Origin of the sequence: Duganella sp. BJB476, assembly GCF_003416895.1 — a bacterium.
Taxonomy (GTDB): Bacteria; Pseudomonadota; Gammaproteobacteria; order Burkholderiales; family Burkholderiaceae_D; genus Rugamonas.
The window spans coordinates 1775268-1793690 of sequence record NZ_QVIO01000001.1 but is presented as its reverse complement, the minus strand read 5'-3'; the positions used below and the strand labels follow the sequence as shown (position 1 = coordinate 1793690).

Annotated in this window: 17 protein-coding genes; 8 read left to right on the top strand and 9 right to left on the bottom strand. The window is 64.5% G+C overall.

From position 1 onward, the window contains the following. From D0T21_RS31585 to D0T21_RS07880, 5 genes are all read left to right on the top strand, one after another. Complete coding sequence (locus tag D0T21_RS31585) at window positions 1–804, top strand: hypothetical protein (protein WP_147328048.1); 804 nt, start codon at window positions 1–3, stop codon at window positions 802–804. A gap of 86 nt (window positions 805–890) precedes the next feature. Next, window positions 891–1082, top strand: a complete 192-nt coding sequence (locus D0T21_RS31580) for a hypothetical protein (RefSeq protein WP_147328047.1) — start codon at window positions 891–893, stop codon at window positions 1080–1082. A gap of 13 nt (window positions 1083–1095) precedes the next feature. Then, a complete protein-coding gene (locus tag D0T21_RS07890) occupies window positions 1096–1356 on the top strand; it encodes a hypothetical protein (protein ID WP_116990782.1) in 261 nt (86 codons plus the stop codon). Between the two features lie 64 nt (window positions 1357–1420). After that, the gene (locus D0T21_RS07885; RefSeq protein ID WP_158567980.1) at window positions 1421–2479 is read left to right on the top strand and encodes a choice-of-anchor J family PEP-CTERM protein; all 1059 of its coding nucleotides are present in this window, start codon (window positions 1421–1423) and stop codon (window positions 2477–2479) included. Next, the gene (locus tag D0T21_RS07880; protein ID WP_116990780.1) at window positions 2476–3888 is read left to right on the top strand and encodes a PA domain-containing protein; all 1413 of its coding nucleotides are present in this window, start codon (window positions 2476–2478) and stop codon (window positions 3886–3888) included. The genes D0T21_RS07885 and D0T21_RS07880 overlap by 4 nt, the downstream gene beginning before the upstream one ends. Window positions 3889–3895: 7 nt before the next feature. Here D0T21_RS07880 and D0T21_RS07875 read toward each other — a convergent pair whose 3' ends face one another. From D0T21_RS07875 to D0T21_RS07855, 5 genes are all read right to left on the bottom strand, one after another. Next, a complete protein-coding gene (locus D0T21_RS07875) occupies window positions 3896–5329 on the bottom strand; it encodes an efflux transporter outer membrane subunit (protein WP_116990779.1) in 1434 nt (477 codons plus the stop codon). Beyond that, window positions 5326–6573, bottom strand: a complete 1248-nt coding sequence (locus D0T21_RS07870; protein WP_116990778.1) for an efflux RND transporter periplasmic adaptor subunit — start codon at window positions 6571–6573, stop codon at window positions 5326–5328. The genes D0T21_RS07875 and D0T21_RS07870 overlap by 4 nt, the downstream gene beginning before the upstream one ends. A gap of 1 nt (window position 6574) precedes the next feature. Continuing rightward, complete coding sequence (locus D0T21_RS07865) at window positions 6575–9781, bottom strand: efflux RND transporter permease subunit (RefSeq protein WP_116990777.1); 3207 nt, start codon at window positions 9779–9781, stop codon at window positions 6575–6577. Window positions 9782–9905: 124 nt separating this feature from the next. Then, complete coding sequence (locus tag D0T21_RS07860; protein WP_116990776.1) at window positions 9906–10241, bottom strand: PilZ domain-containing protein; 336 nt, start codon at window positions 10239–10241, stop codon at window positions 9906–9908. 45 nt (window positions 10242–10286) lie between these two features. Beyond that, window positions 10287–11699: an MFS transporter gene (locus tag D0T21_RS07855; RefSeq protein ID WP_116990775.1), complete on the bottom strand. Its 1413-nt coding sequence runs from the start codon at window positions 11697–11699 to the stop codon at window positions 10287–10289. A 78-nt stretch (window positions 11700–11777) separates the two neighbouring features. Here D0T21_RS07855 and D0T21_RS07850 point away from each other — a divergent pair, with 78 nt between their 5' ends. Next, window positions 11778–12635: a LysR family transcriptional regulator gene (locus D0T21_RS07850; RefSeq protein WP_116990774.1), complete on the top strand. Its 858-nt coding sequence runs from the start codon at window positions 11778–11780 to the stop codon at window positions 12633–12635. Here the strand turns inward: D0T21_RS07850 and D0T21_RS07845 are convergent. Further along, the gene (locus D0T21_RS07845) at window positions 12632–13546 is read right to left on the bottom strand and encodes a LysR family transcriptional regulator (protein WP_116990773.1); all 915 of its coding nucleotides are present in this window, start codon (window positions 13544–13546) and stop codon (window positions 12632–12634) included. The genes D0T21_RS07850 and D0T21_RS07845 overlap by 4 nt on opposite strands. Window positions 13547–13678: 132 nt before the next feature. Between D0T21_RS07845 and D0T21_RS07840 the strand changes: the two genes are divergently transcribed. Then, on the top strand, window positions 13679–13891 hold the full coding sequence (locus D0T21_RS07840; RefSeq protein ID WP_116990772.1) for a 2-hydroxymuconate tautomerase family protein: 213 nt from the start codon (window positions 13679–13681) through the stop codon (window positions 13889–13891). Between the two features lie 7 nt (window positions 13892–13898). On the opposite strand, the gene D0T21_RS07835 is transcribed toward D0T21_RS07840, so the two are convergent. Continuing rightward, the gene (locus tag D0T21_RS07835; protein WP_116990771.1) at window positions 13899–14564 is read right to left on the bottom strand and encodes a Crp/Fnr family transcriptional regulator; all 666 of its coding nucleotides are present in this window, start codon (window positions 14562–14564) and stop codon (window positions 13899–13901) included. After that, on the bottom strand, window positions 14561–15280 hold the full coding sequence (locus tag D0T21_RS07830; RefSeq protein WP_116990770.1) for a Crp/Fnr family transcriptional regulator: 720 nt from the start codon (window positions 15278–15280) through the stop codon (window positions 14561–14563). The genes D0T21_RS07835 and D0T21_RS07830 overlap by 4 nt, the downstream gene beginning before the upstream one ends. Window positions 15281–15418: 138 nt before the next feature. On the opposite strand from D0T21_RS07830, the gene D0T21_RS07825 reads away from it, so the two are divergent. Further along, on the top strand, window positions 15419–17182 hold the full coding sequence (locus D0T21_RS07825; RefSeq protein ID WP_116990769.1) for a bifunctional diguanylate cyclase/phosphodiesterase: 1764 nt from the start codon (window positions 15419–15421) through the stop codon (window positions 17180–17182). Here D0T21_RS07825 and hmpA read toward each other — a convergent pair. Continuing rightward, complete coding sequence (gene hmpA, locus D0T21_RS07820) at window positions 17146–18327, bottom strand: NO-inducible flavohemoprotein (protein ID WP_116991056.1); 1182 nt, start codon at window positions 18325–18327, stop codon at window positions 17146–17148. The two genes, D0T21_RS07825 and hmpA, sit on opposite strands and share 37 nt — an antisense overlap. Window positions 18328–18423 lie beyond the last annotated feature (96 nt).

Sequence of the window (18423 nt, the reverse complement as noted above, 5' to 3'; positions counted from 1 at the left end):
ATGGAACAAGATCAAACAACCAGTGCCTCAGACCGCGAAAACGAAAAAGTCGAAATAACCAATCCGGCAAAGCGGCTCCACGTGATCATTGAGCCCATCCTGCGAATGGCAGATGGTGCCCAGTCTCTTCAGGTTTGGGCGACTGCTTTCGGCATGGATCAAGATGCGGCTCAACAAGATCCGCATGACGTGGTTAGCCATATTCGGAAGCTGAGGGATGAAGTTGCCTTGTTACGGAGGCAGATGGCCGAGACTAGTTTTACTTCCGACCTGTATGAGCCAGCATTGGATGGCCTAGTATCTGCAATGTCAGTAACAAACCTGACTTCTCCTTGGGGGAATTTCAAACGATTTATTCTTCCGGAACACATGCTGGCATTGCGATGGTGTTCGCAAGCTGTAGAAAGCGAGGTGGGCCTTTCACACGCTGAGTTGCAGCGGTTGCTTGATGCCATAGCCGAATTCAGAACAAGCGTGGAAGACGACGATTTGCCTGAAGCAGTCCGTGCATTTGTTCTTCATCAGCTGGATTTGATGATTAAAGGTATACATGAGTATCCAATACGGGGAAGGCAATCAATACGAGACGCCGTCAAAGAAGCCAGTATTGATGTCTTGCATGACCATGAGGACGTTGCGACGGCGGCACCAGCAAACCTTCGTGAGAAGTTGGCCGGTTTCTGGAAGACTGGCCTTGGAGTAGCCGAAGGTGGAGAAAAGATGATCAAGCTCGCTACCGGAGTTGCCGATGCAGTTCCAAAGTTAGTGAATGCGGTTCATACCGCAATGACCGCCCTAACTTGAATGCGGTGGTGGCTCCCAGCCGCCCATGGCACTAGCTCGGTAGAGCCCAGCAGTGTTTAGCGATAAGCTATTGGAGGAAAAGAAGAATGAGCGTCGGATATAAAATCGAGCAAGCACCTGACGGGCAGTGGATTTGGCGCATTATCAATTTGAATCCGGATGGCACACAGAGGAAGACCATTACATCTCAAAATGCATTTGCAACTCAAAAAGAAGCCGAAGAAGATATCGAGCGGTACTGCGTCAACAGCAGCCAGAGCAAACCTGACTTAGGGTAGGTGATCGTTGATTATGGCGGTAAGCAAACTGACTGTCGCGACCGAGCATTTGAACCGTTCGATCGAGCTGTACTTCCGGGGCGATTCAGATTCTTCGGCGCTCCACCTTGCGGGAGCGGCTCAGGAGCTTCTTGCGAAGTTTGTCGAGCGTTCGGGTACCAAACCCGACACTACGCCGCGACCATCTGAGCGGAAAGATTTCCCCAAACTATCCGGCCTCGCGCCGGATTTTTTTTTCGTGTCGCGGGAACTGCTGAGTGTGGGATCGATCTAACCAAGGCAAGTTGAGCCGTACCAAAGAGGTTATCCGATTCCACCTTCTCATCATGAGGATAGACATGGACTTGATTAAACGCTGGGCGGGGCTGCTTGCAGTCGCCGCCGGTTTTACTGCCTCCACCTCCGCCGCGCCGTTGTTGAGCGAAGGCTTCAACAACATCGCGGCGCTGCCCGCCAATGGTTGGGTGATGGTGAACAACAGTTCGCCGCCCGGCAGCACGGCGTGGTTCCAGGGGCTGCCCGCGGTGTTCCCAGCCGCCGCCGGTCCGGCCGATTCCTATATCGCGGCCAATCTCAATAACGCGGCCTTCGGCGGCGCGGTCAGCAACTGGCTGCTGACGCCGGAGCTGGCCTTGTCCAACGGCGAGTCGCTCAACTTCGACCTGAGGCTGCTGGGCGAGGGCTTTCTGGATACCGTGGAAGTCTATCTCAGCACGGCCGGCGCCAGCGCCAACGTCGGCGCAAGCCCGACATCCACCGGCGACTTCGCTCTGCTCGGTACATTTAGTTCTTCAGCGGACACAGGCTGGGTCGGGCACTCCTTGAGCGTCGGCGGCCTGACGTCGCCGGCCAGCGGGCGATTTGCCTTCCGTTACGTGGTCAACGACACCAGCCTCAATGGCGACTTTGTCGGCATCGATACGGTGGTCGTGAACGCGACTGCCATTCCCGAACCAGGCACGATCGCGTTGACGCTGCTCGGTTTCTGCGCGATGAGCGGCGTGCTGCGCCTGCGCCGGCCGCGACGGTGGTTGGCGTTGTCCAGCCTGTCCGTGGCCACCGTCGCGGCGGCCCAGACCGCACCGGACAACGGCCTGATGACGTTCCCGCACGTGACTGTCGTTGCCCAGCCCGTTCCGCCGCAAACAGCGGCCCAGGATGCGGGGTTCAAGGCCTACAAAGACCCCGTGACCGGCCAGCTGACCAGCCCGACCCCGGCGCAGGTCGCCGAACTGGAGGCCGCGATCAGCACCGGCCGCATCGCCACGAAATCGCGCGCCACGCCGCACAAGCCCATCTACTTGCCGCGTGGCGGCGTTGGCATGGTGCTCGACGAGTCAACCATTCAATATGCGACCACGCGCAAAGAATCGGCCGCCCAAGGAGAACAAAAATGAAGCGTGTCCTGCCCACCTTCATTGCAGCGGTGGCGCTGCTGGTCTCGTCGGCAAGCTGGGCCGCCGCAACCATCACCATCGTCAATGGCGACCCCGCCGGCGTCGGCTTTAACGATCCCACGCCGGTGTTGCCGGTCGGCGGCAACAGCGGCACCACGCTGGGCGTGCAACGGCTCAATGCTTTCCAGGCGGCGGCCAACACCTGGGGCGCCACGTTGACCAGCACGGTGCCCATCCGCATCCTGGCGACATGGGAAGCGCTGCCGTGCGACGACGGCGGTGCGGTGCTCGGTTCCGCCGGGGCGCTCGAAGTGTTCCGGGACTTCGCCGGCGCGCCGCGCGCGAACGCCTGGTTCAGCAAGGCCGAAGCGAACAAACTGTTCGGCGCCGACGTCGATCCCGCCGCGCCGGACATCCGCGCTCGCTTCAACGTCAACTTGGGGCAGCCGGGTTGCCTGACCGGCACGCCGTTCTATCTTGGCCTGAACGACAGCCATGGCGCTCAAATCGATCTGGTGACGGTGCTGGAACACGAGTTCGGCCACGGCCTCGGCTTCCAGACCTATACCGATAGTGCCACCGGTGCACAGTTGGACGGCCGTCCCAGCATCTGGGACCACTTCCTGCTGGACACCAGCACCGGCAAGCTGTGGAAGGACATGAGCAACGCCGAGCGCGTGGCGTCGGCCCTCAAGTCCGGCAAGCTGGTGTGGAATGGCGCCATCGTCAACCAGGCCGCGCAGACGGTGCTGCAACAGGGCGTGCCGGCGCTGACGGTGCTGACGCCGGCTGGCATCGCCGGTATCGTCCAGGTTGGCACCGCCAGCTTCGGGCCGCCGCTGGCCAACCCCGGCGTGACGGGCGAGGTGATGCCGGTGGTCGACACCGCGCCCGACCGCGGCCTGGCTTGCGATTCCTTATCGCCAGCCAATGCGCTCGCGGTCGGCGGCAAGATCGCAGTCATCGACCGCGGCAGCTGCACATTCGTGATCAAGGTCAAGAATGCGCAGGACGCCGGCGCCATCGGCGTCATCATCGTCGACAACGTGGCCGGCGCGCCGCCGCCCGGCCTGGGCGGCACCGATCCGAGCATCGTGATCCCGGCGGTGCGCGTCACGCTGGACGACGGCGCCCGGCTCAAGGCGGCGCTGGCGACGCGCTCGCGCAAGCACTCGGGCGTCTTTGCCAACCTCGGCGTGAACCTGGCGCTACGCGCCGGCGCCGACGCGGCCGGCCGTGTGTTGATGTACGCGCCCAATCCCAACCAGCCGGGATCGTCGGTATCGCACTATGACACCAGCGCGTTCCCGAACCTGCTGATGGAGCCGGCCATCAACGGCGACCTGACGCATGACGTTGCGCCGCCGCGCGACCTGACCTTCCCGCTGCTACGGGACTTGGGCTGGTAGCGGCGCCTCAGGGCGGCGGTGCCTTCCAGCCGCCGCCCAGCGCCTTGACCAGGTAGACCGAGCTGACCATCTGCTTGCCGCGTATCTGCACGGCCAGGCGCTGGTTGTTGAGCAGCGTCTGCTGGGCGGTGATGACATCGAAATAGGTTTCGACGCCGCCGGTGTAGCGGTCGTTGGCCAGCTCCAGCACGCGCTGCGAGCTGCGCACGCTGGCGTCGGACAGTGCATGGGCGCGGCCCAGCGCGGCCAGGCCGGACATGCCGTCCTCCACCTCCTGCATCGCCACCAGCACGCTCTGCCGGTAGTTGGCGACCGCGCCCGTGTAGCCTGCTTGCGCGATGGCCACGGTGGCGTCGTTCTTGCCGGCGTCGAACAGGCTTTGCGTGACGGCCGCGCCGAGCGACCACAGCAGGCTAGGCGCGTCCAGCAGCTTGCTCATCTGGTTGCTGTCCCAGCCGCCGCTCGATTGCAGCATCACCGACGGGAACCAGGCGGCGCGGGCGACGCCGATGTTGGCGTTGGCGGCGGCCACCGCGCGCTCGGAGGCTGCCACGTCCGGCCGCCGTTGCAGCACATCCGACGGCAGGCCGACCGGCAGCGACGGCGGCGTCAACGCCACCACGGCCGCCGGCAGCCTGAAGGAGGGCGCTGGCGTGCCGGTCAGCGTGGCGATGGCGTGCTCGTATTGCGCGCGCTGGCTTTGTAGCAGTTCCAGCTGGGTCTTGCTGGCGTCCAGCAGCGACTGTTGTTGCGCCAGATCGAGGCCGGTGGCGGCGCCCAGTTCATGCCGGGCCTGGATGAAATCGTAGGCCTTCTGCTGCAACACGATGCCTTGGTTGAGCACATCGATTTCGGCATCCAGCTCGCGCAGGTTGAAATAGTCGGCGGCCAGTTCGGAGCACAGCACCAGGCGCACGTTCTCGAAGTCGGCAGCGGCCTGCTCGGCGGAAGCGCGCGCGCTTTGCACGCCGCTGCGCACGCGGCCGAACAAATCGGCCTCGTAGTTGACCGCAAAGCCCAGCTGGTAATTATTCTGCACCACCGACTGATTGGTGGCGTTGTACGCGGCCAGCGGACGGTTGGCCGACGTCTTCTGGCGCGCCGCGCCGGCTTGCAGGCCGGCCTGGGGGAACAGTCCCGCCGAGCTGACCGTCACCTGAGAACGCGCCTGCTCCAGTCGTGCCGCGGCGCCGGCCAGGCTTTGGTTATGCGCCAGTGTCTGCTGCGCCAGTTGGTTCAGCTGCGCGTCGCCGAATACTTCCCACCAGTTGCCCTTCAACCCGGCGTCGTCAGGAACGCCGGCGCGGAAGGGGCCGGACGATTGCCACATCGCCGGCAGGTCGATGGCCGGTTTTTCGTAGACCGGCGCACTGGCGCAGCCGGCCAATAGCAGCGCGGCGGCCATCATGCCGAGCGCTCCGGGTGTGCGGCGCATGCTCATTGCGACGCTTTCCCGGCCGCGCCGGCGCCGGCATCGGCCTTGGCCTGCTTGACCGACACCACGTCGCCATCAGCCAGCGAATCCGCCGGATTGACCACCAACCGCTCGGCCGTCGTCAGCCCGCTCAGCACTTCCATTTTGTTGCCCAGGTCGTGCCCCAGCGTGATGGCTTGCAGCTTGACCTTGCCGTCGCCGCCGACCACCGCCACACGCGGCCCCTCCGGCCGGAACAGCAGCACGTTGGACGGCACCAGCAGCGCATTGGAGCTGCCGCTGAGCGGCAAGGCCACCTGCACATAGGAGCCGGCCAGCAGCGCATTGTCCTTGTTCGGCAGGTTGATCTCGATCTGCATGGTGCGCGTGGCCGCGTCGATGGCGCCCGCCGTGCGCACCACCGTTCCGCTGAACGTCTGGCCCGTCAGCTCGGCCTGCGTCACGGTGACGTGGTCGCCGATCTTGATGCGCTGGGCGTAAGTCTGCGGGACATACACGTACACACGCAGCGGATCCACCTGCGCCAGCCGGAACAGCGCCCGGTCCGCGCCGCCGTTGCCGCCGTTGATCAAGTCGCCGACGTCCACGGTGCGGCTGGTGATCACGCCGGAAAATGGCGCGACGACGCGCTTGAACTCTTCGGTCTTCTGCAAGCGGCGCACATTGGCGTCGGCCGCCGCCAGGTTGGCCTGCGCCTGGGTGAAGGCGCTGTTGCGCTCATTGAGCTCCTGCTGCGTGACGGCGTCCTTCTTGCGCAAGGCTTCCCAGCGTTCGGCCGAGCTTTTCGCCAGTTCCAGGCTGGCCGCCGCCTGCTGGCGCGCCGCCACGGCTTGCGACAGTTGCTGGTCCACTTCCGGCGTGTCGATCTCCGCCAGCACGTCGCCCTTGTTCACGCGGGCGCCGATGTCCCTGGTCCAGCGCAGCACATAGCCGCTGCTGCGCGCGTAGATGGGTGATTCGATGATGCCCTGCAGCGTGCCGGGTAGCGACAGCGGCTCGCCGCCTGGCGCCGCCTTGGCGCTGGTGACGAGCACATACTGCTGGTTCAATTCGGCGGTGGCTGTCGCGAGCGCGTTGGCATGCACGGCGCGCTGCACCAGCGTGGCGGCGCCGCCCGCCAGCAGCAACACGATGGTAATCAGGCCGGCCAGCTTGGCGCGCCTGAGGATAGGCCCGCGATGCGGATGGTGGTGCGCGCCATCCTCCGGGGTGTGATGGATGCCAAGCTTGGCGTGACGGTCTTCGGACATGTCAGGTATTCCCTTCTGCGACGGCAGGCGTGGACGGAAGCCGGCGCGCGGCGCGGTGCTCCAGGTAGCGGTGGACGCCCGCAAAGACGATAGGTACAAACAGCAAAGTGGAGACGGTGGCGAACAGCAGGCCGCCGATGACGGCGCGGCCCAGCGGCGCGTTCTGTTCCGCGCCTTCGCCCATGCCGATCGCCATCGGCACCATGCCGATGATCATGGCCAGCGCCGTCATCAGCACCGGCCGGATGCGCGTGGCGCCGGCTTCCAGCGCGGCCGACAGCGGCGGCAGGCCGTCGTTGAGGCGCTGGCGCGCGAACGACACCATCAGGATCGAGTTCGCGGTGGCCACGCCCATGGTCATGATGGCTCCGGTCAGCGCCGGCACGCTGAGCGTGGTCCCGGTCAGGAACAGCATCCAGGCGATGCCCGCTAGCGCCGCCGGCAGCGCGGTGATGATGATGAACGGGTCGACCCAGGACTGGAAGTTCACCACGATCAGCAGGTACACCAGCACGATCGCCATCAGCAGTCCGACGCCCAGGCCGATGAAGGACGAGTGCATGGTCTCGACCTGGCCGCGCAGGTCGATCTTGCTGCCGCGTGGCAGTTTGGCGCTCATCTGGTCCACCAGCTTCTGGATGTCCGCCGAGGTGGCGCCCAGGTCGCGGCCTTCGACGCTGACGAAGATATCGATCACCGGCGTCAGGTTGTAGTGCGAGACGATGGCCGGCTGGGTCGACGGCGACACCGTCACCAGGCTGCTCAACTGCTGGGTGGCGCCGGTGCCGTCGCCCGCCGCGCCAGGCGTGCCGGCGCCGCGTACCGGCGTGCGCAGCAGCGCATCGAGGTCGTCGATGCGGTACTGCGGGGTTTGCACTGCCACGCTGTACACCACGCCGTTGCTTGGATTGAGCCAGAACGCCGGCTGCGTCACCGAGCTGCCGGACAGCGTTACCAGCAGGTTCTGCGCCACGTCGATCGGATTCAGGCCCAGTTGCTTCATCTGGCCGCGGTCCATGTTCAGGCCCAGCGTCGGCAAGTCCATGCGCTGCTGGATGTGGACATCGACCGCGCCGTGCACCTGCTTGATCTGCTTCATCAGCTGCGCGGCGACCTGGTAGTTGTTGGCCAAGTCCTTGCCGGCGATCTGGATGTCGACCGCCGCCGGTTGGCCGAAGTTGAGGATCTGCGTGACGATATCGGCCGGCTGGAAGAAGAACTCCACGCCGGGGAAGCGGCTGGGCAGCTCGCGCCGCAGCTTGTCGATGTAGATTTTCGACGGGCGATGATCGTCGTGCAGCGACATCAATATCTCCGCATCCAGCGTGCCGATGGTGCCGGCATTGCTGTACGAGAGATTGATGCTGCTGTACGGCGTACCGAGGTTGTCGAGGATGGTTTGCAGCTCGTCCTTCGGGATCACCTCGCGGATGACTTTCTCCACTTCGTCGGTGACGCGCGCGGTTTCCTCGATGCGGGTGCCGGTCGGCATGCGCATGTGCAGGCGGATCTGGCCCGAATCCACGCTCGGGAAGAAGTCGCGGCCGATGGCGAACACCAGTCCGAGCGACAGCACGCAGAACAGCAGGAAGGCGCCGCCGAAGCGCTTGCGATGCGTCAGCAGCGAGGAGAGGATGATGATGTAGCCGCCGCGGAAGCGCTCGAACGCGGCGTCGAAGCGCAGGTAGACCCGCTGCAGCAGGTTCGGTTTCGCTTCGGCTGGCGACGGCGCATGGTCCATCATCAGCATGACCATGGTCGGCACCAGCGTGCGCGAAAGGATGTAGGACGCGATCATCGCGAACACCACCGCCTCGGCCAGCGGCACGAACAGGTAGCGCGCCACGCCGGTCAGGAAGAACATCGGCACGAACACGATGCAGATGCATAGCGTGGACACCAGCGCCGGCACGGCGATTTCGCCGGCGCCTTCCATGATCGCCTTGTGCAGGTCCGAGCCCTGGTGCAGGTGGCGCTCGATGTTCTCGATGGTGACGGTGGCGTCGTCCACCAGGATGCCGACCGCCAGCGCCAGGCCGCCCAGCGTCATGATGTTGATGGTCTCGCCCAGCATGTACAGCACCAGGATGGACGACAGGATGGACAGCGGGATCGACACGGCGATGATGCAGGTGCTGCGCCAGTTCCCGAGGAACAGCAGGATCATGGCGGCGGTCAGCGCGGCGGCGATGATGGCCTCGCGCACCACGCCACTGATCGCGGCCTTGACGAACAAGGACTGGTCGAACAGTGGTGTGATCTTCAATTCCGCCGGCAGCGACTGCATCGCCTTCGGCAGCAGTCCCTTGAGGGTGTTGACGATGTCCAGCGTCGACGAGCCGCCGTTCTTCAGCACCGACAGCAGCACGCCGCGCTCGCCGTTCTGGCGCACGATGTTGGTCTGCGGTGAAAAGCCGTCGCGTACCCGCGCCACTTCGGACAGGTAGGTGATGCTGCCGTTCTTGCTCAGCACCGGCAGCTGGTTCAGGCCCGCGATGGTGTCGGGCGAACCGTTCATGCTGACGTTGAATTCGGTGCTGCCTATCTTGGCGGTGCCGGACGGCAGGATCAGGTTCTGCGCGTTGACGGCGGCCACCACGTCGGTCGGCGTCAGTCCCTTGGCTTGCAGCGCCTTGGTGTCCAGGTCCACCGACACCAGGCGCGATTTGCCGCCATAAGGGTAGGGCACGGCCGCGCCGGGGATGGTGACCAGCTGCGGCCGCAGGAAGTTGACGGCGGTGTCGAACATCGCCTGCTCGGTCATCGAAGGGCTGGAGAGACCCAGCTGGATGACTGGGATGCTGGAGGCGGAGTACTTGATGATCAGCGGCGGCTGCATCCCCGGCGGCAGCTGGCGCAGCTGCGCCTGCGAGATCGCCACCACCTGCGCGATCGCGGTCTGGATATTGGCTTCCGGCTGGAAGAAGATCTTGATGACCGACGACCCGGCCAGCGACTGCGACTCGATATGCTCGATGTCGTTGACCGTGGTGGTCAGGCTGCGCTCCGTCGAGTTGGCGACGCGCTGGCCCATCTCCTGCGCCGACAGGCCGCCGTACTGCCAGATGACGCTGACGACCGGGATATTAATTTCCGGGAAAATGTCGGTCGCCATCTTGGTCAGCACCAGCGGCGTGGACAACAGTATCAACAGCGCCATTACGATGAAGGTGTAAGGGCGCCGCAAGGCGATTTGAACGATCCACATCCTGAGCTTTTCCGCGTGGTGACACAAGCGGAAAATCATAGCACGGCGAGCGTGTGAGCTGACTTAAAAGGCGGCCCGGGAAATTAACTGATACTTACCCATACAGTGCGATACATTCAGCGCATCAAGCCTCGGGCGCGCTGGTGAGATAATCGAATATCAGTTCGGCCGCCTGGTCGGGGATGGCCAGGAAGCGCGCGCCGTTGCGATAGCGGCCGTGGCTTCCGATCAGGGCGCTGTGCAGCACCGTCAGCGTGACTTTGTTTTGTATGGAACTGCCAGGAAAGCAGAACGTCAGCACGTAGTTCGTGTCTGTCGGCAGCGGATGGTCGCTGAGGAAGGCTACGCCCATGCGGGAAATGTCGATGATTTGCGTAACGGTGTTGTTTCGACCATCCATGTCGCTGATGTGGGCGTCCACCTGTAGCAAGCGGCGCACATGTTCTCGTCTCGGGTCCATCTATTCATGCCAGCGAAAAAACGCCAGTATGACAGATTTGTGCGCCTACCGAGGCTGAACCTGTAGCGCGCGGTGAACATCGGTCGAGGCGCCGGGACGGATGCACGTAAAAGCCAGCAGCCCGGCCAACAGCAGCAGGCCGCTCGACACCCCCATCGCCAGCTGGATGCCGCCCAGGATATGGGCGTTGACGCCGCCGGCCACCAGTGCGCCGAAGATCGCCACGCCCACCGCGCCGCCCACCTGGCGCGCTGTGTTCAGCACCGCCGAGGCGGTGCCGGCCTGGCGCCGCTCCACGCCGGACAGGATGGACGTGGTCATCGCCGGCACGGCCAGGCCCATGCCGGCCGGGATCAGCGCCAGTCCGGGCAGCATGTGCAGGAAGGTGGCGTCGTTCGAGATGCCCCACCAGCCCAGCAGCGCGTAACCGCTGGCGCCAATCGCGGCGCCCAGTATCATCGGCGTGCGCAGCCCGGTGCGCGGCGCCATCCAGCCGCTGACGATGTTGGACAGGATGAAGGTGGCCGTCAGCGGCAGGAACACCAGTCCCGCATGCAGCACGCCGAAGCCTCGCACTTTTTGCAGGTAAAAGCTGAGCACAAAGATCACGCCGTAGTAGGAAAAATTCATCAATACGCCGAACAGCACCGCACCGGAAAAGGGCGCGCCGCGGAACAGCGCCAGGGGCAGCATCGGCGACTTGCTGCGCGACTCGACCCGGATGAACAGCGCGCCCGCCACGACTGCCGCAGCCAGCCCGCCGCGCACCATCCAGTGCGACCAGCCCAGGGACTCGACTTCGATGACGGCGCCGATCAAGCCGGTCAGCGCGACGATGGCCAGCAGCTGACCCGCCAGGTCCAGCGAGCGGTGCGGATCGCGGCCGGCCAGCGCAGGCACCACGCGGCAGGTCAGCCAGAAACCGATGACACAGATCGGGATATTGACCCAGAAGATGCTGCGCCAGCCCGCCACCGACAGCAGCAGGCCGCCCAGCACCGGCCCGGCCGCGATCGACATGCCGCCGGAGGCGGTCCACCAGGCGATGGCCTTGGCCAGCATGGCTTTGTCGTCGGCGTAGGTGGCGTTGAGGATGGCCAATGAACTGGGCACCAGCAGCGCGGCGCCGGCGCCTTGCAGCGCGCGGGCGATATTGAGGGCGGTGGCGCTGGGCGCCATCGCGCAGGCCAGCGAGGCCGCCGTGAACAGTGCGAAGCCGGTCAGGAAGGTGCGGCGCGAGCCGAACTTGTCGCCCAGCGCGCCGGCCGACAGCAGGAACACGGCGAAACCCAGCGTGTAGGCATCCACCACCCACTGCAGGTCGGTCACGTCCGCGCCCAGCTCACGGCCTATCTGCGGCAGGGCGACGTTGACGATGGTGACGTCCAGCTGGACGATGATAAAGGCGAAGCTGCATGCAAGCAGGATGGCCAGGGAGGGGGCGCGGTCGGTTTTCATGACTGCACTATAGGATGGTTTGACTATTTCAAAAAATGAATAATAATGAAGTCACCTATCTCATTTTAAGAATCGACCATGGAACTCTCCGCCTTGCGCATCTTTAAAGCGGTCGCCGAAGAGGGCAGCGTCACGCTGGCCGCCTCGCGGCTGAACCGCGTCCAGTCCAACGTGTCGGCGCGGTTGACGCAGTTGGAGGAGTCGCTGGGCGTGTCGCTGTTCCATCGCTCCGGCCGCAAGCTGCAGATCACCGTCGAAGGCTCGCGCCTGCTGGCCTATGCCGATCGCCTGCTGCAATTGGCGGAGGAGGCGCAGGCCGCCATGCAGCCGGATCAGAAACCGTCCGGCCAGCTGCGCATCGGTTCGATGGAGACCACGGCGGCGGCGCGCCTGCCGCAAGTGCTGGCTGCTTTCAGCCGCAAGTATCCGCATGTCGACCTGATACTGGACACCGCGCCCACCGATCAGCTGCTGGACGGAGTCCTCAAGCACAGGCTGGACGTGGCCCTGGTCGCCGGCCCGGTGCAGCACGCGGAGCTTGAGCAGCTGCCGGTGTTTGAAGAAGAGCTGGTGCTGATCACCTGCCACGGCCATCCGCCGGTGACGTCGCCGCAGGAGCTGGCGCGGCGCAACCTGCTGGTGTTCCGCACCGGCTGCAGCTACCGCCGCCGGCTGGAAGCCTGGTTTGCCGAGGGTGGGGTGGCGCCGGCGCGGGTGTCTGAATTCGGCACGTTCGAGGCGATCATCGGCTGCGTGGCCGCCGGCATGGGCGTGGCGCTGATGCCGAAAGAGGTGCTGAGCCAGCGCAAGCTGGCCAAGACCATACGCCAGCACACGCTGCCGCCGCACGTCGCTCAGGTCGAAACCCTGCTGGTCTGGCGCAAGGACGTGTTGCATCATCCCGCCCGCAGCGCCTTCGCGGACAGCCTGGCCTAGTGCCCCGGAAGCTTGGCCACCAGGAAGTCGACAAAGGTGCGCACCCGCAGCGACAGGTGGCGCGCGTGCGGATACAGCAGGATAAAGGGTCGCGACGTGCCGCCATGCTGCGGCAGCAGTTCGACCAGGTCGCCGCGCGCCAGGTCTTGCTCGATGATGTAGCGGTAGGTCTGCACCAGCCCCGCGCCCGCGCGCGCCAGCGTGACGATGCCCAGCACGTCCTCCGAGCAGCATAAGCCGCCGCTGGTCGGCATGTCGACCGCCACGCCGTCCTGCATGAACTGCCACGGAATGCGCTTGCCGGTGCTGGGGAGCTCGAACTGTATGCATTCGTGCTGGTGCAGGTCTTCCAGCTTGCGCGGCTTGCCGTGGCGTTTCAGGTAGGCGGGCGAGGCGACCAGCACCAGCTCCGCATCTTCCAGCTTGCGCGCGATGAGGTTGGAGTCGGCCGGCGCGCGGCCGCGTATCGCCAGGTCGTAGCCTTCGTCGGCGAAGTCGATATTGCGGTTGCTGACGTGGATATCCAGCGTCACTTCCGGATACTTCCGGCGGAACTCCCCCAGCAAAGGCAGCAGACGGTAATGCGCATACGGCGTCGGTGCGCTGATGCGCAGCGCGCCGGCCGGCTTGGCCTGGCCGCCCGTGACCTGGCGCTCGGCGTCCGTCAGCAGCGACAGCGCCTGCCGGCATTGTTCGAAATAGGTGCGGCCGCCGTCCGTCAATCGGATCTGGCGCGTGGTGCGCACGAACAGGCGCACGCCCAGCCGCTCCTCCAGCCTGGCGATGGAGCGGCTGACGGCGGCCGGCGTTACGCTGGCCGCAGTGGCGGCCGCGGTAAAGCTGCCCAGTTCCGCCGCAAAGCAGAACAGCTCTATGCTGCCTAGCAGGATGTCGTCGAAATTGCGCTTCATGTCCGCCTCATTGATTACATTGTGTATCAATTATCTTGCATTGCGCCTCATTTATCAACGGACGTGTCGTCAGTACAGTGATCCGCATGGCGTCGTTGAACGCCGCAACCAGAAAACCAAAGGAGCATCACCATGCCATATGTGAACATCCGCGTGACCAAGGAAGGCGTAACGGCGGCCCAGAAGCTGGAGCTGATCGAAGGCGTCACCGACCTGCTGGTCCGCGTGCTGGACAAGGACCCGGCGACCACCTTCGTCATCATCGACGAAGTGGAGACCGACAACTGGGGCCTGAACCGCGAGAGCATCACCACCCGCAGGCGTCGGCCCAAGTCGGCGGTGTGACGCCGGGTCAGGCGGCGTGGGGCGCGATGGCCAGAGGCGCCCCGGCCGCCAACCGTTCCAGCGCGGGGCGGGACTGCACCACGAAGCCGCGCTGACCCAGCGATATCCAGCCGTTGCGCTTGAGGGAGCTGAGGGTGCGGCTGACGGTGGCCGGGGTCAGGCCCAGGTAGTCGCTGATGTCCTGGCGCGACATCGGCAGCGGCGAGTGGGTCTCCAGCATCGGCGCTTGCGGCGCCGGCCCGGCGCGCTGCAGCAGGAACATCACGATGCGCTGGCAGGCGCCGGCGCTGCGCAGGATGGCGGCGGCCAGTTGCTGGCGGTCGATCTCGCGGCTCAGCATCGCGCTGAACAGGTCGCAGCTGTACGGTTCCTCGTCCATCAACTCGGCCAGCTGCCGGTACTGCACCACGTCCACCAGGCAGTCGGTCAATGCCTGGGCGGACGCGTGCCGGAATTCTTCGCCTATCGTATCGATACCCAGCCAGTCTCCCGGACGCGTGAAGTCGATGATGCGCTGCAGGCCGTCGCCGCAGCGCTGGTATATCTTCAAGTGGCCGCTGCGGACAAAATACAGTTCGCCGCCGGCCTCGCCGCCCATGTGGAACAGGTGCTCGCCGCGCGCCAGTTGTACCTGGCTGCCAAGCTGGCATTGGGCCAGTTCGAATCCGGTCATGACGCCACCATTGCCGGTTCCGGAGCGCTGCCGATCGCCATGCGGCGCAGCGCCGACAGGTCCAGCAGCTTGATGTCCCTGCGCCGCAGTTCGAACAGGGCACGCTGCCGGAACAGCAGCAGCAGGCGGCTGACGCATTCGGCGGTCACGCCCAGGTAGCTGGCGATATCGCAGCGCGACATCGGCAGCCGGAACTGCTCCGCCACATGGCCGTATTCGGCGCGGCGCTGCGACAGCGACAGCAGCAGGTCGGCCATGCGTTGTTCGGCCTGGGTATTGCGCAGCATGAGGGCGGCGCGCTGTTCGCGGCGGATCTCGCGGCTGAGCAGGGCGTGCAGGCTGGCGCGCATCACCGGCCGCCGCCAACCCTCGAAGGCGTGGCGGTTCCAGTTGATGCTGCATACCTCGCTGTCTTCCAATGCGATGACGGTGTTGGCGTGCCGCTCGCGATCCAGCGCATCGAGGCCGAGGAAATCGGGCGCCAGCGCGAAGCCGATGATGTGCGCCGGCTGCTGGGAGGCGGCGCGCAAGACCTTGAAGCTGCCGGAACGGATGTTGAAAATGTGATCGCTGACGGCATCGCCGGCCTGGTACAGGGCGGCGTGGCGGGCGATGCGTATGCGCTGGCTGGCGTCCCGGTTGCCGGCGGCAGCGCCGACGCACGTCATGCGATGCTCGCACTCGGCGCAATTGTTGCGTTCAATGGAGGCTATCATGATTTCCTGCTCTTCTTTTTTGGATGATTAGTTCATGGTAGTGACCTGCAACTGCAATTTCTTTGATCCAGATCAATTATTTTCTTGATGAGGATCAGTAACCTTCGCTTACTTCATTGTCTGTAACTAAGGTTCTTCATGTCACCATCCTTGAGCGCGTGTGCACCGACCCATGTTGCCGTCCACAATCCCTGTGTGGCAGCCACCGTATTCGAAGCCGCGCAGGGCATGATGGTGACCGACGCGCGCGGCCGCATCGTGCGCGTCAACCAGGCCTTCGTCCGCATCACCGGCTACAGCAGCGAGGAGGTGGTGGGACAAACGCCCAGGCTATTGAGTTCCGGGCGCCACGTGCCGGACTTCTATGCCGTGATGTGGGCCGCCATCGCGCGTGACGGGATCTGGGAAGGGGAGATCTGGAACCGCCGCAAGAACGGCGAGGTCTATCCCGAGCACCTGAGCATCACCGCCGTGCGCGATGACGACGGCGAGATCACCAACTACGTCGCCGCGCTGACCGACATCACGCTCAGCAAGGCCGCCAACGACGAAATCCGTAGCCTGGCGTTCTACGATCCGCTGACACGCCTGCCCAACCGCCGCCTGCTGCTGGACCGGCTGCGGCAAGTGCTGGCCGCCAGCAGCCAGCATGACCGCTACTGCGCGCTGATGTTCATCGACCTGGATAACTTCAAGACCCTGAACGACACGCTGGGTCATAACGTCGGCGACCTGCTGCTGTCACAGGTGGCGGAGCGCTTGCAATCGAGCCTGCGCAAAGGCGACACCGTTGCTCGTCTCGGCGGCGATGAATTCGTGGTGCTGGTGGAGGGGCTGAGCAGCGGCGCGCTGGAGGCGGCCGCCGAAGTGGAGTCGCTGGGAGCCAAGATACTGGCCGCGTTGAACCGGCCTTACGAACTGGGAACGCATCACTGCCGCAGCACGCCGAGTATCGGTGCGACCCTGTTCCACAACGGCGAGCCGCCGCAGCCGGACGACCTGTTGATGCAGGCCGATATCGCCATGTATCAAGCCAAGCAGGCTGGCCGCAACGGCATGCGTTTCTTCGACCGGCGGATGCAGGACCGCATCAGCGAACGGGCGCAATTGGAAAGCGATTTGCGGCACGCGATCGAATGCCGTCAATTCGCGTTGTATTACCAGGTACAGGTCGACCAGCACGGCAAGGCGCGCGGCGCCGAGGCGCTGATACGCTGGATACGCAGCGATGGCGCGACGGTTTCGCCGGCCAGTTTCATTTCTCTGGCTGAAGAAACGGGGTTGATACTGTCGATAGGCAGCTGGGTGCTGGAGACGGCATGTGCGCAGCTCGCGGCGTGGCAAGCGGCGCCCGGGATGGCGCACCTGGTCCTGGCGATCAACGTCAGCGCGCAGCAATTCCATCAGCCGGACTTTGGCAGGGAGGTGCGCATGGCGGTAGACCGGCATGGCATCGATCCGCGTTTGCTGAAGCTGGAATTGACCGAGGGTGTGCTGCTGGATAAGATCGAGGACACCATCGCTTGCATGCAGGAGCTCAAGGCGATCGGTGTGCGTTTTTCGCTCGACGATTTCGGCACCGGCTACTCTTCACTGCAATACCTGAAGCGCCTGCCGTTGAGCCAACTGAAGATAGACCAGTCCTTTGTGCGCGACCTGGCCAGCGACAGTAGCGACCAGGTCATCGTGCGAACCATCATTGCGATGGCGCGCAGCCTGCAACTGGACGTGATCGCAGAAGGCGTCGAGACGCAGGCGCAGCGCGCGCTGCTGGAGGAACTGGGCTGCCGGCGTTATCAGGGCTATCTGTATAGCCGTCCGGTGCCGGAGCCGCAGCTGCGCGCTTTGATTACCGGATGGTCCGATCAGCCGAGTGCTTCGGCGGGACCGAAGAACTCGTAGTAGGTTTGCGATTGCGGCACGCCCAGTTCCAGCAGGTGCGACTTGATCGCCTTCATGAACGGCGTGGGGCCGAGGAAGTAGGCGTCGACGTCGCGCGTCTCCGGAAGCCAGGCGTTCAGCTGCTGCTGGCCGATGTAGCCGGTGGCGTGCGGCTGCGGGCCGCTGTCGTTGGCCGCTTCGTAGCAGTAGAAGCGTTGCAGCTGCGGGTGCTGCGCCGCCAGCGTGTCGATGTGGTCGCGGAAGGCGTGCACGCTGGCGTGGCGCGCCGCGTGGATGAAGTGGATGCGGCGACCGGTGGTCAGCGCCGCCGTCAGCATCGCCAGCGTCGGCGTGATGCCGACGCCGCCGCTGATCAGCACCAGCGGCTTGTCGCTGTCGGCCAGAGTGAAGTCGCCCGACGGCGGCACCAGGTTCAAACTGTCGCCAACGTTGACGTGGTCGTGCAGGAAGTTGGACACCGCGCCGCCCGGCTCGCGCTTGACGCTGATGCGGTAGCTGCTGCCGTTGCTGGCGGCGGACAGCGAGTACTGGCGGCGTTGCTCTTCGCCGTACACGTCGATCAGCAAACCGATGTACTGGCCCGGCGCATGCGCCACCACTTTGCCGCCATCGGCCGGCTGCATGACGAAGGAGGTGACTTCGTCGCTTTCGGCGGTCTTCGAGACTACCTTGAATTCGCGCGCGCCGCTCCAGCCGCCTTCCGCCGCCTCGTTCTTTTCGTAGATGCCTTGCTCGGCGCCGGCCAGTATGTCGGCCAGCTGTCCGTAAGCCGCGCCCCATGCATCGAGGACCGCATCGGTGGCGACGTCGGCGCCCAGTACTTCACGGATCGCCTTCAGCAGCGATACGCCGACCATCGGATAGTGCTCGCGCTGGATTTGCAGCGACACATGCTTGTTGATGATGGTCGATACCAGCGGGCCCAGTTGCTCCAGCCGGTCGATGTTCTTCGCGTACATCAGCACCGCATTGGCCAGCGCGCGTTGCTGGTTGCCGTCCGCCTGGTTGGCCTGGTTGAAGATCGGCTTCACCTGCGGGAAGTCGCGGAACAGCGTCATGTAGAAATGGCGGGTCAGGGCTTCGCCGCCTTGTTCCAGGATAGGGACGGTGGCGCTGATGATGGCTTTTTGTTCGGTGCTGAGCATTTTGCGGTCCATGTGTGGTTTCGACGTAAACAAGTATATCACATGAATGTTTAAATGTCAGAGCAAGCGCAATCGAAAAAACGATTGCGCTTGCGG

Excerpts from the sequence above, each read along its gene's own strand:
- D0T21_RS07885 (WP_158567980.1), top strand. The coding sequence starts at position 1,421 with ATGGACTTGATTAAACGCTGGGCGGGGCTGCTTGCAGTCGCCGCCGGT.
- D0T21_RS07860 (WP_116990776.1), bottom strand. The coding sequence starts at position 10,241 with ATGGACCCGAGACGAGAACATGTGCGCCGCTTGCTACAGGTGGACGCC.
- D0T21_RS31585 (WP_147328048.1), top strand. The coding sequence starts at position 1 with ATGGAACAAGATCAAACAACCAGTGCCTCAGACCGCGAAAACGAAAAA.
- D0T21_RS07890 (WP_116990782.1), top strand. The coding sequence starts at position 1,096 with ATGGCGGTAAGCAAACTGACTGTCGCGACCGAGCATTTGAACCGTTCG.
- D0T21_RS31580 (WP_147328047.1), top strand. The coding sequence starts at position 891 with ATGAGCGTCGGATATAAAATCGAGCAAGCACCTGACGGGCAGTGGATT.
- D0T21_RS07840 (WP_116990772.1), top strand. The coding sequence starts at position 13,679 with ATGCCATATGTGAACATCCGCGTGACCAAGGAAGGCGTAACGGCGGCC.
- D0T21_RS07875 (WP_116990779.1), bottom strand. The coding sequence starts at position 5,329 with ATGAGCATGCGCCGCACACCCGGAGCGCTCGGCATGATGGCCGCCGCG.
- D0T21_RS07865 (WP_116990777.1), bottom strand. The coding sequence starts at position 9,781 with ATGTGGATCGTTCAAATCGCCTTGCGGCGCCCTTACACCTTCATCGTA.
- hmpA (WP_116991056.1), bottom strand. The coding sequence starts at position 18,327 with ATGCTCAGCACCGAACAAAAAGCCATCATCAGCGCCACCGTCCCTATC.
- D0T21_RS07835 (WP_116990771.1), bottom strand. The coding sequence starts at position 14,564 with ATGACCGGATTCGAACTGGCCCAATGCCAGCTTGGCAGCCAGGTACAA.
- D0T21_RS07850 (WP_116990774.1), top strand. The coding sequence starts at position 11,778 with ATGGAACTCTCCGCCTTGCGCATCTTTAAAGCGGTCGCCGAAGAGGGC.
- D0T21_RS07880 (WP_116990780.1), top strand. The coding sequence starts at position 2,476 with ATGAAGCGTGTCCTGCCCACCTTCATTGCAGCGGTGGCGCTGCTGGTC.
- D0T21_RS07870 (WP_116990778.1), bottom strand. The coding sequence starts at position 6,573 with ATGTCCGAAGACCGTCACGCCAAGCTTGGCATCCATCACACCCCGGAG.
- D0T21_RS07845 (WP_116990773.1), bottom strand. The coding sequence starts at position 13,546 with ATGAAGCGCAATTTCGACGACATCCTGCTAGGCAGCATAGAGCTGTTC.
- D0T21_RS07830 (WP_116990770.1), bottom strand. The coding sequence starts at position 15,280 with ATGATAGCCTCCATTGAACGCAACAATTGCGCCGAGTGCGAGCATCGC.
- D0T21_RS07825 (WP_116990769.1), top strand. The coding sequence starts at position 15,419 with ATGTCACCATCCTTGAGCGCGTGTGCACCGACCCATGTTGCCGTCCAC.
- D0T21_RS07855 (WP_116990775.1), bottom strand. The coding sequence starts at position 11,699 with ATGAAAACCGACCGCGCCCCCTCCCTGGCCATCCTGCTTGCATGCAGC.